At 39.3% G+C, this 15,968-nt stretch carries 9 protein-coding genes and 3 pseudogenes; 9 read left to right on the plus strand and 3 right to left on the minus strand.

Annotated features, from left to right (window positions below):
* Positions 1–14: 14 nt before the first annotated feature.
* Entirely contained in the window at positions 15–563 is a 549-nt protein-coding gene (locus AC0L7Q_RS17105) for a GbsR/MarR family transcriptional regulator (protein WP_010388849.1), read from the minus strand.
* A 216-nt stretch (positions 564–779) separates the two neighbouring features.
* On the opposite strand from AC0L7Q_RS17105, the pseudogene adhP reads away from it, so the two are divergent.
* Positions 780–1,789, plus strand: a pseudogene (gene adhP, locus AC0L7Q_RS17110) (alcohol dehydrogenase AdhP).
* A 337-nt stretch (positions 1,790–2,126) separates the two neighbouring features.
* On the opposite strand, the gene AC0L7Q_RS17115 reads toward adhP, so the two are convergent.
* Both AC0L7Q_RS17115 and AC0L7Q_RS17120 read right to left on the minus strand, forming a co-directional pair.
* Complete coding sequence (locus AC0L7Q_RS17115) at positions 2,127–4,547, minus strand: TonB-dependent receptor (protein ID WP_413403283.1); 2,421 nt, start codon at positions 4,545–4,547, stop codon at positions 2,127–2,129.
* 293 nt (positions 4,548–4,840) lie between these two features.
* Positions 4,841–6,112, minus strand: a complete 1,272-nt coding sequence (locus AC0L7Q_RS17120) for a Xaa-Pro dipeptidase (RefSeq protein ID WP_413403285.1) — start codon at positions 6,110–6,112, stop codon at positions 4,841–4,843.
* A gap of 153 nt (positions 6,113–6,265) precedes the next feature.
* Between AC0L7Q_RS17120 and AC0L7Q_RS17125 the strand changes: the two are divergent.
* From AC0L7Q_RS17125 to AC0L7Q_RS17160, 8 genes and pseudogenes are all read left to right on the plus strand, one after another.
* Positions 6,266–8,082: pseudogene (locus tag AC0L7Q_RS17125) on the plus strand (DUF885 domain-containing protein).
* Between the two features lie 96 nt (positions 8,083–8,178).
* On the plus strand, positions 8,179–8,691 hold the full coding sequence (locus AC0L7Q_RS17130; protein ID WP_138606494.1) for a YcgN family cysteine cluster protein: 513 nt from the start codon (positions 8,179–8,181) through the stop codon (positions 8,689–8,691).
* On the plus strand, positions 8,691–9,206 hold the full coding sequence (locus AC0L7Q_RS17135; RefSeq protein WP_413403289.1) for an RNA methyltransferase: 516 nt from the start codon (positions 8,691–8,693) through the stop codon (positions 9,204–9,206). The genes AC0L7Q_RS17130 and AC0L7Q_RS17135 overlap by 1 nt, the downstream gene beginning before the upstream one ends.
* A gap of 312 nt (positions 9,207–9,518) precedes the next feature.
* On the plus strand, positions 9,519–11,207 hold the full coding sequence (locus AC0L7Q_RS17140) for a M1 family metallopeptidase (RefSeq protein WP_413403291.1): 1,689 nt from the start codon (positions 9,519–9,521) through the stop codon (positions 11,205–11,207).
* Between the two features lie 191 nt (positions 11,208–11,398).
* Positions 11,399–13,288: a methyl-accepting chemotaxis protein gene (locus tag AC0L7Q_RS17145; RefSeq protein WP_409425965.1), complete on the plus strand. Its 1,890-nt coding sequence runs from the start codon at positions 11,399–11,401 to the stop codon at positions 13,286–13,288.
* Positions 13,285–14,391, plus strand: coding sequence for a GGDEF domain-containing protein (locus tag AC0L7Q_RS17150; RefSeq protein ID WP_409425966.1), 1,107 nt, complete (start codon positions 13,285–13,287; stop codon positions 14,389–14,391). The genes AC0L7Q_RS17145 and AC0L7Q_RS17150 overlap by 4 nt, the downstream gene beginning before the upstream one ends.
* Positions 14,378–14,988: pseudogene (locus AC0L7Q_RS17155) on the plus strand (DsbA family protein). Before AC0L7Q_RS17150 ends, AC0L7Q_RS17155 begins: the two are co-directional and overlap by 14 nt.
* Positions 14,989–15,211: 223 nt before the next feature.
* Positions 15,212–15,964 carry a DUF3450 domain-containing protein gene (locus AC0L7Q_RS17160; protein ID WP_138606484.1) on the plus strand — a complete coding sequence of 251 codons (753 nt, stop codon included), beginning with the start codon at positions 15,212–15,214 and terminating at the stop codon, positions 15,962–15,964.
* Positions 15,965–15,968 lie beyond the last annotated feature (4 nt).

Below are 15,968 nucleotides of genomic sequence, written 5' to 3' on the forward strand. Positions count from 1 at the left end.
GAGTGACCTATCGACTAAATTTCTTTTTTAAATATTTTATCTTTTAGGTCAATGACTTTGCCAATCCCTGAACCTAGTTTCATTAGCTTATTAAGCTGCTCAGGGGTTAAACGTTGTAATTCTGACGACCATTTAGTTACTGTTTCAAGTAAGTTATGGATTTCGCCCATTTGTTTTTGAGCGTAGATTTCATCGTCGTTACTTGCTTCGTCTAGTAAGTTATCCCGGAGTAAGCTCAGTGTTGGCTCAACTTCACGTTTTTTGCGCTCTTCGAATACGCGATTTGCCATATCCCAAATATCGCCTGCAGGGGCATAGTACTCTTTTCTATCTCCTGGGATATGCATTACTTTGATCAGCTGCCAAGATTGTAATTCTTTGATCCCCATACTCACGTTACCGCGAGAGATACTTAGCGCATCAGCGATTTGATTTGCCGTCATTGGATCTTTAGTAATAATCAATAAACCACACATTTGTCCAATGGTGCGATTAAATCCCCAGCGGCTGCCCATCTCACCACAATGCATTACAAAGGCAAAGTTTTTTTCTGATAATGTCATTGTTACAAGTTTCAAAAATAAATGAAATCTATGCTAGCACGCTGGTTAGGTATGGCAAGACTTAAGCTGGGATAAAAAGCCACGTTTTACGACTAATGATTGATATAGATTAATATCTAAGCATTTATAGTGAGGTATGTTGCGGATATGCAACATGACATTGTTATTTAACGACCTTGTTGAATAATAAAATTTTTTATAAACGATGGAATGACTATGAAAGCAGCAATAAATACAGAATATAAAGGCAAGTTAGCGATCACCGATTTGCCTATCCCAGAAGTAGGTCCTAACGATGTCCTAGTAAAAATAGCCGCTTGTGGTGTGTGCCACACTGATTTACACGCATGTCATGGCGATTGGCCGGTAAAACCGAAAATGCCATTAGTACCTGGGCACGAAGGTGTTGGTGTAATAGAAAAACTAGGAAGTAATATTAAGCACTTAGAAGTGGGCGATAGAGTAGGCGTACCATGGTTATACAGCGCATGTGGCCATTGTGAGTTTTGTTTAGATGGACGCGAAACCTTGTGTTTATCGCAACATAATACGGGTTACTCTATTGACGGTGGGTATGCAGAATACTGTTTAGCTCATGGTGACTACATCATCAAAATACCGGAAGGTTTAGGTTTTGCTGAAGCTGCCCCCTTATTTTGTGCGGGCGTAACAACGTATAAAGCTTTAAAAGTGTCTGGCGCTAAACCAGGTCAATGGGTTGCTATTGTCGGTGTGGGTGGTTTAGGGCACTTAGCAGTGCAATATGCAAAAGCAATGGGCTTTAATGTTATTGCGGTAGATACTGGCAAAGAGAAAATGGCGCTAGCTAAAGAGTTGGGTGCTGATATTACGCTTGATTTTAAAGAAGTGGTGCCCAGTGAGGCTATTTTTGAGCAAGTAGGTGGCGCTCATGCTGTTGTGTGTACCGCAGTATCAAAACCAGGGTTTGAACAAGCATATAAAAGTGTTCGCCGTGGGGGAAATGTGTATTGGTTGGTTTACCGCCTGAAGATATGCCATTGCCAATTTTTGACACCGTATTAAATGGTGTTTCAGTAGTTGGTTCTATTGTAGGTACGCGAAAAGACCTGCAAGAATGTCTTGAATTTGCTGCTCAAGGCAAAGTAAAAGCCATCATTGAAGAGAAAAAACTTGAAGATATTAATGAAATTTTTGATGACATGCTTAAAGGCGAAATAAACGGCCGTATAGTTGTTACGATTTAATATTAGGGTCTGTTGATCTTTCAAGGTTAAATTTGCAGCAGTCTGTTTGGTATTTAGGCAAGGCAGAGCCTATGTGGTGTGGTTATTCCCCATAAATAGGCGATAACGCAGCATCAATGCCAAACAGGCGCTGCCCGAAGGGTTCTGCCTAGGGGCGATTTACTCTTTGTTGCTCGGTTTTTACTTAGCCCACTAGGTTACAAACCTCGCGCCGTGATTAAATCGCCCCTAGTTTGAACAAATTTTAATCCGCAAAGGTCAACAGACCCTAAGTTTTTACATAAAAAAAACACGGTATCTCAATTGAAATACCGTGCTTTTTTAAATTATTAAACTATTAAAGTGTGTAACTAAAGCTTAGCTTTGCATTACGTTCTTCACCTGGCATTCCGCCTAAAAACATGGCTTTAGAATAGTATTTTTTATTAAACAGGTTATTAATGTTTAATTGCATATGCCAGTTGTCTGCTTTATAGCTAACCGCAGCATCATATACGGTATAAGCCGGTACGTAGCCATTATCAATACCAAATGAACTTGAGTTAGTACTACGCTTATCAACAAATGTTAAGCCTGCGCTTAAATCAACTGCTTGCGGTAATTCAAACAGCGCTGCTGAGTAAGTAACCCATGAACTTGCTGTTACATAAGGCACCCCTTTTTGACGAGTATTATAGCTGTCACGATTTGGGTTGGTTTTATCGCGGGCGTCTTGATAAACACCGTTGATATTAACTTTCCATTGATCGTTCAAATAGGCATTTAAATCAATCTCTACACCTTTTGTCTGTTCTTCGCCATCAAAAAAGCTCTCTACTACGTCAGGTGCTGACACGCCGGCTTCATAAAGAGGGTTGGCATATTCTAAATTAGTACGCGCACTTTCAAATACCACAATTGATGCCAGTAATTGGTCATCAAATGCTTTAAAACGAAATCCTAAATCGTTACTCACAGATTCGGAATCGTCTCTATCGGCTTCATTACCGGCAACAGAGCCAAGAACACTGTAAGCTGTGCGCCCTTTAGAGTGATTTAAAAACAAAGCCATATCAGCGTTTACTTGATAATTAGCACCTAGGTTATACGTTAAACCACTGTCTGAGGTATTTGCTTCTGGCGTTGGATTTGCGCGGCTTTGACTATAACGAGGGTCAACACCAAAGTGCTCGTAACTTTGTTTAATACGATTATGAGCAACACCAATACGAGTAGTGATCTTATCGTTAATGTAAGCAACATGTTGAAGGCCTACGCCCCATGCTTGTACTTTTTTATTGTAATCACTGGTTTTAAGCGGATCATAATCAGCAAATTCATCCGCAGGCCAATTTGGCTGGCGTATATCAAAAATATACGGTAGTGCACCTTGATAAATCACTTCACCGTCTTTGTTTTTAATAACCTTATCGGCATCATAAATGGAGTATTGTTTAAAACGAATATCTCGGTCTTCGTAGTTGGCATTAACCAGTAATTCGTTTTCTATATTGCCGAGCATAAAGTCATAACGTAAATCTAAAAAGTATTGCCATGATTTCTCATCTGCTTCTACTTGGCGATATTCTTGGCGTCTGGCCGCAAATGGGTGTAATACATTATCAACAACTAACGGTGCGCGTGGATCTTGGTTAATTACACCGCGTCGGTTCCAATACACATAATTATAAGCACCTGTTTGGCGGGCAAAGCTAGAAGTGTAATTACGGTACTGTAGCTGTTGATTTAAAAATAAATCATCACTAATGTAGTAATTGTGCGCTAATTTAAAACGCAGCTCTTCACCTTCGTTATCCTTTGCCATCGGTGATATTATGCCATTGGTACCAAAGTTAAAGGGTGTTAAGCCATCATTGCTTGCCAAAGAGTTAGCGAGTTCATTTCGTTGTGCTTCACTCAATTGTAACCCACTTGCTGTAGGGTCATTAACTAAATCGGCGCCTGATACTTCTCCTGCAGTTAAACCGTTAACCGATTTACTGTTAAAAATACGAATAGGGTGGCCAATAGAATCCACTGCGATAGCGTCTTTGATATATGCCCCAGACAATACAAAAGATTGCTGGTCATTAAGCACATATTTTAAAGACGAGTAAATTTCATCGCGCTGCTCTTTTAAATCACGAAAGCCATCGCTAGAGGCGGTTTTGGCCATTACCCGATAAGCTAAATCATCAGTTAGTGCATTGGTGCTATCGAGTGAAAGCGAATAACTATCCCACTGACCGATATCCATTTCTAGGGTATGTTGCTCGTTAAACTGTGGTTTTTTTTCAATCAGGTTGATCACACCACCGGCACTACCCATACCATACAGTCCAGTTGCAGGACCCTTTAACACTTCAATCGATTCAACATTGGTTAAAGAACGAGTAGGGTTAAATGTATTGCCTAAGCCTGCTCCGCCATACATACCGTCATAAGTGTAATTAGCTCCCAAACCACGAATAACTAAATTGTCACCAATGCCATAGTTATTTCCCGCTTGAGTTAGGCCACTCACATTACGGATCACGTCCTGAAGGCTATCAATACCTTGTGATTCAATCAGTGCTTTATCAACAATGACCACCGGTGCTGGGGTTTCCATTAGTGACATGTCTGATTTAGTCGCTAAACCTGAATTCATCACCACTCGGTTTTGCTGTTCGTAAACGCTAATTCGTTCAATATCTGAATTAACTTGTGACTCGTTAGCCATTGTTAAATTTGCGTTTAAACACGCTAGAGTGAGGAGAGAGTATTGAAACCTTTTCATAAACTGATAACCATTCGCATTTGTTAATTTGCGCGAATGATAATGGTTATCATTTTAAAATTAAATAAAAAGTTCAATTTTTTTACTTTAATAGGTACGTTTGCTTGATTGTTATTCAATGTGATTTAAAAGTAATCATATTTGAAAATTTCAATGGAGTATTACAGTAGATAATTGGTTTAGCGGAAAGATCTTTTGAATATAATATTGATGGTTAAACAAGCAGCTTAGCTAGATTTGCTAAAAAAATGTTAAGGTTGAGCGCAGCTCAACATTATAGAGGCGTTTTGGGTTTACTGTTTGTAAACCACACCCGCTTTCATAACGAATGGGATCTGCTCTAGTGTAGAAATGTTTTTTAATGGGTTAGTGTTTACCGCTATAATATCAGCTGCAAAACCAGTTTTAATTTGCCCTAGTTGTTTATCAGCTTTTAATAATTTAGCACTATTAATGGTCGCGGCTTGAATAGCTTGTAATTCACTCATACCAAATTCAACCATACGGGAAAACTGTTTGGCATTATCACCATGCGGGTAAATAGCTGCGTCGGTTCCAAATACCATGTTTACACCCGCTTCAACCGCGCGTTTAAAACTATCGCGTTGTTTTTTTGATACCAGACGTTCTTTATTTAGATTTTCTTCATCCACGCCATTTTGTTCACCAAAGCTTAGCGTATATTCGGTATTATAAATATCCATAGACAGCCAAGTTCCATGCTCTTTTGCAAGCGCAATTGCTTCATCGTCTAAAAAGCTAGCGTGCTCAACACTATCTACACCGGCTTTTATTGCCGTTTTAATACCGTTAGTTCCATGTGCGTGAGCGGCAACAGGTAATTCACGCATGTGCGCTTCATCAACAATGGCTTTCATTTCTTCAAAGGCGTATTGCTGTATGCCGACTTTTGTTCCTTTAGAAAATACCCCACCTGTAGCGCATAGTTTGATTGCATTAGCGCCATATTTTATATTTTCACGCACTTTAATACGTACTGCCCATGGGCCATCAGCAACGCCGGTGGCAGTATATTTCATCTCTGGAGGTAAGCGATTATTATCGCAGTGCCCACCAGTAATGCTCAAAGAAGGCCCTGCAGCCCAAATGCGTGGGCCGATAATATCACCGGCATTAACACCGTCTCGCACCGCAATAACACTGTAGCCTTGTGCACCTAAGTTCCTTACTGTAGTAAATCCAGCTTCTAAGGTTTGCTTAGCAAAATAGCTGGCTTTAATGGCCATTCGCGGAACAGATTGCCCTAAACGTTCACTACGAGACACGGTTGGATCGCTGGTTAAATGTACGTGCATGTCCATTAACCCTGGCAACAGGGTGAGTTTGGGTAGGTTTATCAGTTCATCATTATTGGTAAGCTTGGGCTTTTTATTAAATTGGATTTGGCTAATAACACCGTTATCTATCGCAATCAACGGATTAGATTTAAGTTCGCCTGTTTCAACATCTAGTAAAGCTTTGGCCGATATATAGGTTGTGGCTAGTGTACTTGCACTGGTTAAGCTCATTAATGCGATTGATAGAGTCAATAAATGTTTTTTCATGTTTAAGTCATTATAATTATTTTCATTCACTTGAATGTAGCAACCATGCGCTATTGAGTAAATAATGTAGCGACGAATAGCATTGACCGTAATTGCTTTATTTAAGCTATTTAAAACCGCATAATTGAAGGGTAAAAACTAACAAGGGAATTTATGAAAGTTATTAAAATAGCACTGGTTGCCAGTAGCGTTATGTTTGCCTTAAGTGGTTGTATGAGCACCAGCTCACAATTAAACACAAATCAGTCAGTCTCACCTGTAATAAGCGAATTATCAGCCGAGCAGCAATTAGATGTGCTCGTTGCTCAGTACTACGATGAATCATTAGCTTTTAATCCATTAAGCGCTACTTATAATGGCCGCCATGAATTTGATGATCAATTTTTGCCTGAAATATCGAAGCTTAATCGCGATAAAAAAGCCGCATTTTACAAAAAATATCAACAACGCTTAACGCTGATTGATGAATCACAACTGACCGGTCAAGCGCTACTGAATTTTGAAGTGTTATCCCGAGATTTAGCCCTCAAGCTTGAGGGGATGCAATATAAAAATTATTTGTTACCGATAAATCAAATGTCAGGTGCGCATAATACCTTCGCTGGATTTGGTTCAGGACAAAGTGCTCAGCCTTTTAATACTGTTGCCGACTACCAAAAATTTATTAAGCGTGCCGAAGGTTTCGTTAAATGGCTTGCAAGTGTTGAACAATCAATGGCGCAAGGCGTTAAAAACAATGTGGTACTGCCTATGCCATTAGCAAAAAAATTACTCCCGCAATTTAAAGCGCATGTTGTTACAAGCGCAGAAGATTCTCTCTTTTATTCGCCCATTAAAGCCATGCCAGACTCTTTTGCAGCTGATGAAAAGCAACAGTTAAGATCGCAGTATACAACATTGATTTTAGATAAATTAGTGCCTGCATATCAGCGAATGAGCGATTTCTTACTTAACGATTATATTCCTTATGCCCGCGATTCTGTTGGTTATGCTGATTTACCCAATGGTAAAGCGTGGTACGACTACCAAATAAAGAAAAATACTACATTAAGTTTATCAGCGGATGAAATTCATGAGATTGGTTTAAGTGAAGTGGCAAGAATCTTAAGTGAGATGAAAACGGTTAAAGACACCGTAGGATTTGAAGGAGAATTATCAGCCTTTTTTAACCACTTACGTGACTCAGATGAGTTTTATTATAAAACAGCCGATGAGTTAATTGCCGCCTATGAACAAATTAAAGTAAAAATAGACGCTCGCTTACCAAAGTTATTTAATATTGAGCCTAAGGCTCCTTATGTTGTTAAAGCGGTTGAAGCCTATCGTGCCCAATCGGCTGCAGGAGCGTCGTATGCAGGGCCTGCTCCTGATGGTTCGCGCCCAGGTATATTTTATATCAATACATACAACTTAAAAGCACAGCCTAAGTTCTTACTCGAAACGCTGTCTATTCATGAAGCCGCTCCGGGGCATCACTTTCAAATTGCGCTGCAACAAGAGGTGCAAAGCTTACCTGATTTTCGTAAATTTGGCGGCTACACGGTATTTGCCGAGGGCTGGGCTTTATACGCAGAAAGCCTAGGCAAAGAACTGGGCTTATTTACTGACCCGTATATGTGGTACGGGCGTCTTAGCGATGAGCAGCTAAGAGCGATGCGATTAGTGCTTGATACAGGTTTTCATGCCAAAGGTTGGACACGTCAACAAGGCATTGATTACATGCTAGCAAATTCTTCAATGGCAAAAAGTGATGTTATCGCTGAAGTTGAGCGCTATATCGCATGGCCTGGGCAAGCATTATCGTACAAATTGGGCGAGTTTAAAATTAAAGAGCTCAGAGATTACGCCCACCAGCAATTAGGTGAGCAATTTGATATTAAAGCGTTTCATACGCAAATATTGATTGATGGTGCATTACCTATGCCTATTCTGGAGAAAAAATTAAACGTTGGGTTAAATCTCAGCAGTAATAAAATCGCGCGAAGCCATGCAGATATTAGGGATTGGCTTTGCGCGCTTTGCTGCAATACGTTAGAATGCGCGCTCTTAAAAGGGGCGAGAACACCATGTTTGATCAACAATTAGCAAATACCCAATTTTGGCTTAGTAAAAGCCTAAATGAAATGAACCAACAAGAATGGGAAGCCATTTGTGATGGATGTGGAAAGTGTTGTTTAAACACCTTTATTGACAGTGAAGACGAAGATGACTTTACTGCTACCGATCAGCTAAGAGAAGGCGAGCAACTAATATTTACCAACATTGTTTGTCAATACCTTGATAACAATACCTGTGGCTGTAGTGAATACGAAAACCGCCAAACCTTAGTCCCTTCGTGCGTTAAGCTCACTAAAGAAAACCTAAAAGACATCTTTTTCATGCCCCAAAGCTGTAGCTACCGCCGTCTTCATGAAGGGCGAGGTTTAGCAACGTGGCATCCGTTACTGAATAACGGCGATAAAACTAAAATGCATGAGCTAAACATTTCAGTCAAAGATAAAACAGTAAAAGATTGTGATGTAAAATTAGATGATTTTGACTTGTATATTGCCGAGTGGCCAACCAAGGATTGCAACTAGTGAGTAAGTTACGAGCAAGTATTGGTTTAATAAACCCTAAAAGCCCAACCAATGTGGGTGGAGTATTACGCGCAGCAGGTTGTTATGACGCCAAGCAGGTGTTTTTTACCGGCAACCGTTATTTAAATGCACAAAAATTTCATACGGATACGAAAAATGTGGTGCAACGCATTCCATTAACCGCCACCGACGATTTAGCATCAGTTAAGCCACAAAATGCAAAAGTAGTGGTAATTGAGTTAATTGAAGGTGCCACTCCTTTGCCCGAATTTACTCACCCCGAGAACGCATTTTATGTATTTGGTCCAGAAGACGGCTCTGTGCCTAAAGATGTTTTAAAATGGTGCGACGAAGTGGTGTATATCCCTACTATTGGTTGTATGAATTTAGCGGCAACTTGTAATGTTGTTCTTTATGACCGACTCTCTAAATTGGGCGGGATCCAAAGCAGCGATGAAACCATTATTTCATCACGCGATACCAATAATAAAATGAAATGGAAAAAACAACCTTAGTATACACAATATAAGCGTGAACAGGACGTGGTAGCTTTGCTCGGTTTTACTTATTCTTACATGGATGTAAGTTAATGGAATAGCGCAGGAGAAGTTATCGAGCCCACCACTAATTTACCAACCTCGCACCACGATTAAATCGCCCCCAGTTTAAAAAAATATTAATCCGCAAAGCATCAATAGATCCTAGTTAAATGTAAATAAAAGTAACTAATTAACTTAAAAAATAAGCAGTTCGTCTTTTTTTAACTCTATAAGTGTAAAAATATGTAATTATAATGAAAAAATAATAACTACAAGGTTTTACATTTTATGCATAGGGTACGTTACTTGTTTTGCTGTTGTTGGCTAATGTTACTAAGCATTCCGCTAACAGGCTGTTATTCAAAGCCTGCAGCTTTAGATCCTCAAGTAGCAAGTACTGGTGAGTCGTTATCCACGATAGCCCAAACCACTGATGTCATTTTTTACGATTTGCAGCTAGTTGTCCTGCCCAGTAAGAAAAAAATTTCTGGCATAGGTAAAACCATGTTTCGCGTGCTGAAAAAAACGCAGCAAGTCGAACTCAAGCTCGATAATCGTTTCTCTATTGAAAATGTCACTGTTGCAAAGCAACCAGTCAATTTTAGTCACCAGCAGGGCATTATCATTATTGATTTGTATGAAACTAAATACCCAGGTGAAGTTGTCGAGGTTGCCATTAGCTATTCAGGACACCCTCATGAAGCTACTAATCCTCCGTGGAGTGGTGGCTTTGTATTTAGCCATACGGCACAAGGTCAGCCTTGGATAGCAACAGCAGTACAAGGCGAGGGCTGTGATTTATTTTGGCCTTGCAAAGATCACTTCAGTGATAAAGCCGACAGTATGCGTATTCGTGTGACAGTACCTACGGGGTTAAGTGTTGCTAGTAATGGTGTACTTAAAAAAATTATGCCATTAAAAAATAATACAACTGAATTTGATTGGTTTTTATCTGAGCCTGCGAGTGATTACAATATTGCGCTAAATATTGGTCCCTTCGAACGTATTCAACAGCAATATAAAAGTATTAACGGCACGCAGGTACCTGTTGAATTCTGGGCATTACCTGAAAACAGCCACAAAGCCACTATGCTACTCAATGATGATGTATATCAACAGCTCGCATTTTTTGAATCTGTATTAGGGCCTTACCCTTGGGGAATGCAAAAATTAGGCTTTGTGGAAACACCGCATCTGGGTATGGAACATCAAACCATTAACGCTTATGGTAAAGGGTATACCCGCGATCCAAGTGGCTATGACTGGCTTATTCAGCACGAGTTGGCTCATGAATGGTTTGGCAATTTAATGACACATGAAAAACTCAACGATGCGTGGTTACACGAAGGCTTTGGTTTCTATATGCAACCCGCTTACAGCTTATTTAAATTTGGTGAAGCTGCTTATAACCATGCTATGTACACCGCGTATTTAGGATTAAAAAATTGCCATCCTATTGTTAAACAAGGGAAAGTTACTTCTAAAGAAGCGTTTAATGCAGATATTTATGGTAAAGGTGGTTGGACGCTTCACACTCTGCGATGGCTAATTGGAGACGAGTTATTTTGGCAAGCTGCCCGAGAGTTAGTATATGGTCAAACGCAAACAGCTAATTTGAGTTACCCAATCGAGTCGCGTTATCGCAGTAGCCAAGAGTTTATTAATATTGTTAACCGGATCACGGGCGATGATTATACGTGGTTATTTGATGTGTATCTAAAGCAAGCCGCGTTACCAACCTTAACCATGGAGCGTACCAATACAGTCGCTTATTTAAGCTGGAGTAACAGCGAAAAAGATGGCACAGCGTTTAAAATGCCGGTTCCTATTTCTATAAACGGGAAGTTGACAACTCACACTCCAGTGGATGGACTGATCACTATCAATGCCAAAAAAAGCGACATTATCGTTATCGATCCACAGATGAAGGTTCTGCGACAGTTACCCATAATTAGTCAATGCCAGCAACAAAGCTAAGCTTATATAGCTTAAATTACAACTTGTCATAAGTTTAAGATTTAACCAAATACCGTTCTTTTTGGATTTAAAATCTCATTATTTATTATTATTTTTAATTATTAACCTCGCCTGAACAATATTTGCTAAGACTTTCAGTTAAAAATTTGTTAAAAAGACAGTGATAATAATGATTAATCCTTAAGGTACTTATGTTTAGCTCGCTGAAATTCACCTCCAAAATCACCATCGCTGCGTCATTGGTCTTAGTTTTAGTGTTAGGTGTTTTTACTATTAACAACTATTTTTCAATGCGTCATCAAACTCAAGAGCAGCTATCTTTAGTATTAAAACAAAGTTCCCAGTCTGTATCGCAGAACATTGCAAGCTGGCTGAATAACAAGTTAGCCATTGTTATCTCGCTGGCTAACACCTATCAAGTTACAGACGCTAAAGCGCTTACATTATCGCAATTAAATACTGCAGAGATGGCAGGGGATTTTAAAAATACTTACATCGGCGAATCCTCAGGCGCGTTTATTTTAAATGATCAAAGCGTCATTTTACCCGACGATTTTGATGCAACTAGCCGCCCTTGGTATAAGTTGGTTGAAAACAAAACTAACACTGCATTCACCACCCCTTATATTGATGTAACCACCAATGAACTGACCATTTCAGCTGTTGCGCCCATAAATATTAACGGCCAATTTAAAGGAGTTGCAGGTGCTGATATTGATATGCAAACCATAGCTAAAATTATCGACAATATTGATTTTTTAGGGTTAGGTTATGGCTTTTTATTAGATCATAATGGCCAAATACTAAGCCATCCAAATAGTAAGTTAAATTCAAAAGCGCTGACTGAATTATTTGGAAAAGACATTGAGCTGGCTGATACTTTTACAGAGCACCAAGTTGCTGATGAAACTGTTTTAGTGTCATTTACTAAAATTCATGGCATAGAAAATGTTGATTGGTATTTAGGAGCAGTGATCAATAAAGACACGGCTTTCGAAAGTGTGTCGGCATTTGGTCAAAAAGCACTGATTTACTTAATAGTAGGCACCTTAGTCATTGTTTTTGCGCTACAGCTTTTATTGCGTTACTTAATGCGTCCTATGTATCGCTTAAACGATGCTATTAGAGATATAGCTCAAGGTGAAGGCGATTTAACTCGTCGCCTCAGTGTAGAAAACGATGATGAGTTTGGTCAGTTAAGTAATTCATTTAATATTTTTATAGAAAAAATTCAAAATTCAATTGTTCAAGTTAAGTCTTCAGCGCAATTGTTAGAAACAGCTGTTGCTAAGCTGGTTACGCAAACAGATTCAACCTTGACTATGTACGACGATCAAAGTGAACGTACTAACAGCGTAGCATCGGCAATTAATCAGTTTTCTGCTACCGCCACAGAAATTTCAAGCAGTGCTAGCAATGCCTCAACGCTTGCTAAAGATGCTGATCAATATTGCGCTAAAAATCAGCAAACACTGACTAACAACGTATCAAGCATTCATCAACTTTCGCAAAATATAGAGCAAGCGCAAGAAACAATTAATAGTTTAGATTCACATACCGCCAATATCGGTAATGTATTAGCAGTAATTAAAGGAGTGAGTGAACAAACTAACTTGCTCGCTTTAAATGCAGCGATAGAAGCCGCTCGTGCGGGTGAAGCGGGAAGAGGGTTTGCCGTTGTTGCCGATGAAGTAAGACAATTAGCACAACGCACTCAAAAATCAACGCAAGAAATTGAAAATACGGTTATAGAACTGCAAAAAGGCTCAAGCTCTGCCGTTGAACTGATGAAAACCAGTTTAGAAGAAAGTGAAAAAAGTGTTCAGCAAGCGGATGCCGTCGGCGACGTAATGAAGCAAATAATTAGTGCGATAAGGCAAATAACGGATGCTAATCATAGTGTGGCTAATGCCACAGATGAACAAAACCAAGTTGTTAAATCATTACACTCAGATATTCATGTTATTAGCGACTTATCTACTCAAGGTCAATCTAACCTTAACCTTACTTTAGAGGAATGTACCAAGCTTAAGCATCAATTTAGCGACTTAGATCGGATGGTTAAAAAATTCAAAGTATGATCAATAAAACAAAAATAAATAAACCAAACTGGCTTAGTCTAGTTAATATTGACAGTGTTTATAGCTTTGATAGACAACGCCAAGCGTTTTCTTTATTTACCATGATAGCGATCGCCTTGGTGTTAATTACTTATTTGGTGATTGCAAATTATCGCGTTTATGCGCCGATATTAACTGCCGCGTTAATTTCAGTTAACTTAACCATTGTTGGGTGCATCGTTTATTTTATAAAAACCAAAAAGCTCAATGCAATTGCGTTAATTACTCTGATGATTGTATTTTTGATGTGTTTAGCATTGGTGTACACAGGCGGTAAAGATAACACTGCGTTATATTGGCTAATGTTTTATCCTGTAGCTGTATTTGCCATACTGGGTGTAAAACTTGGCGCATGGTTAAGTAGTGCCATGTTATTGAGCTGCATTGTTATGTTGTATGGCCACGATATGGGGCAGGTTATTTATGGTGAGGTAGAAAAGACCCGTTTTGTTGCTGCATTTTCATTAGTGCTGGTCTTTTCTTTTATCGGTGAGTATTTTCGTCACCGAAGCCACCTTGCCATTGCTGATATTACCTTAGAGCAAAAACAATACGCCTATACAGATCAGCTCACAGGTGCACCCAACCGTCGCTTTATTACTTCTCATTTTTTAAAGCTCGCCGCTTCACGACCTACACATTATTTACCGCTGTCTATATTGCTCCTAGATTTAGATAACTTTAAACAATTAAACGACACCTATGGTCATGATTTTGGTGACACCGTATTAATAGAGTTCACTAAATTATTAGAGTCGCAGTTTCCTGCAACCGCCCTTAAAGCCCGTTATGGTGGTGAAGAGTTTGTAGTAATTTTACCGCAGCTAACGACCATTGAAGCCAGTATTTTAGCTAATCGCTTTAGAGAATGCGTGCAACATCATGTGATATTATCTGATAAACAACAACGAGTATCGTTAACCTGCAGTATTGGCATTGCACAAGCTAATCATGTTGACGACTTCAACAGTGCCTTAAAACAAGCCGATGAGTATTTATATCAGGCAAAATCACAAGGGCGTAATAAAGTCATATTTGCGCAGGGCGAGCATGTCAGTCAATAAGCTTATTTATGTGCACGACCCTATGTGTAGTTGGTGCTGGGGTTATAAACCTACTTGGCAAAAGCTAGAAACTGCTTTAGTAAATATTCTGCCTATAGAATATAGGGTCGGGGGGTAGCGGCAGATAGCGACCAGCCAATGAGTGCCGATATGCAGTTGCAACTACAAGGCATATGGCAAAACATTAGCAACCAATTAGGCACTGAGTTTAATTTTAATTTTTGGCAAGAATGCCAACCACGCCGCTCTACTTATCCTTCTTGTAGGGCGGCATTAATTGCCCGTGGCTTTAACAAAGAACCTCAGATGATTAACGCCATTCAACAAGCTTATTATTTAAAGGCGCAAAATCCATCGGATGAGGCGGTTTTAATTAAACTAAGCGAACAAATTGGTATAGATGCTAGTTTATTTTCTCAATACTTACATTCTAATGAACTTAAGCGTCGCTTTGATGATGAGCTCAATTATGTTCGCAGTTTACCTATTCAAGGTTTCCCGTCGTTAGTATTAATACATAACAACCGTGCTTACCCTATTGCTATTAACTACACAGATTGGCAGCATACCCTTAGTGAAATACAGTCTTACTTATAAAATTTATGCTTCAAACATCACCCTGCACTTTAAATTCAGCCAATAAGGCTAATTTATTACCGTTGTCATAAAAGCGACTTTTTTACGCAACACGCTTGTCATTTTTAATCTATACACTTTCGCTCATTGAAACTATCTCGCTTTAAAATGTTTTTTCATAAACAGGCTAAAGCGACTAATAAACACTAGCAAATCCGCTAATTAACGAGCAAAGGTGTATACGATGAAAGGCGTTAAACCATTAATTTTAGCTGGTATTGTAGCCGCAAGTGCAGCAGTCCACGCCAATGATTTAAACACGGTAATTGATAAAAGTAGCGACATTAATAATTTAGCTGCGCAATCACAAACAAAAATAGACAAGATTGCAGATTCAATGCAAGGGCGTTTACAGCAATTTAAAACCCTAAATAAAGAAATAGATGGTTTAGCCGTTTATAACGCACAGCTGACAAAACAGTTAAATAACCAAATAGAAGAGATGGAATCGCTTAATTTATCAATGGATCAGGTATCGATTATTGAGCGCCAAATTACACCTCTAATGCTTCGCATGATCACCGGGCTTGAACAGTTTATTGCCTTAGATGTGCCGTTTTTAAAACAAGAACGTAAGCAGCGTCTTGAATCGTTAAATGCAATGATGGAGCGTGCTGATATTTCATCAAGTGAAAAATTCCGCCGTGTGTTAGAAGCTTATCAAGTTGAAGTTGATTACGGACGCACTATTGAAGCGTATACCGCATTGCTTGATGTGGACAATAAAGAACGTGAAGTTGATTTTCTACGCATTGGCCGTTTAGAGCTAATTTACCTTACGCGCGATGGCAAACAAGCAGGTAGTTGGGATCAACAGTCACAGTCGTTTGTTGCATTGCCTGATTCAACTATTAGTCAAATTAATAAAGGGCTTCGCATTGCTCGCAAACAACTAGCCCCCGATATGTTAACACTGCCAATTCATGCTGCAGAATAAGAGG

This window comes from Pseudoalteromonas sp. KJ63-1 (genome assembly GCF_055808145.1).

Bases quoted from the DNA above. Each gene is read 5' to 3' on its own strand.
- AC0L7Q_RS17105 (WP_010388849.1), bottom strand. From the start codon at position 563: ATGACATTATCAGAAAAAAACTTTGCCTTTGTAATGCATTGTGGTGAG.
- AC0L7Q_RS17115 (WP_413403283.1), bottom strand. From the start codon at position 4,547: ATGAAAAGGTTTCAATACTCTCTCCTCACTCTAGCGTGTTTAAACGCA.
- AC0L7Q_RS17120 (WP_413403285.1), bottom strand. From the start codon at position 6,112: ATGAAAAAACATTTATTGACTCTATCAATCGCATTAATGAGCTTAACC.
- AC0L7Q_RS17130 (WP_138606494.1), top strand. From the start codon at position 8,179: ATGTTTGATCAACAATTAGCAAATACCCAATTTTGGCTTAGTAAAAGC.
- AC0L7Q_RS17140 (WP_413403291.1), top strand. From the start codon at position 9,519: ATGCATAGGGTACGTTACTTGTTTTGCTGTTGTTGGCTAATGTTACTA.
- AC0L7Q_RS17145 (WP_409425965.1), top strand. From the start codon at position 11,399: ATGTTTAGCTCGCTGAAATTCACCTCCAAAATCACCATCGCTGCGTCA.
- AC0L7Q_RS17150 (WP_409425966.1), top strand. From the start codon at position 13,285: ATGATCAATAAAACAAAAATAAATAAACCAAACTGGCTTAGTCTAGTT.
- AC0L7Q_RS17160 (WP_138606484.1), top strand. From the start codon at position 15,212: ATGAAAGGCGTTAAACCATTAATTTTAGCTGGTATTGTAGCCGCAAGT.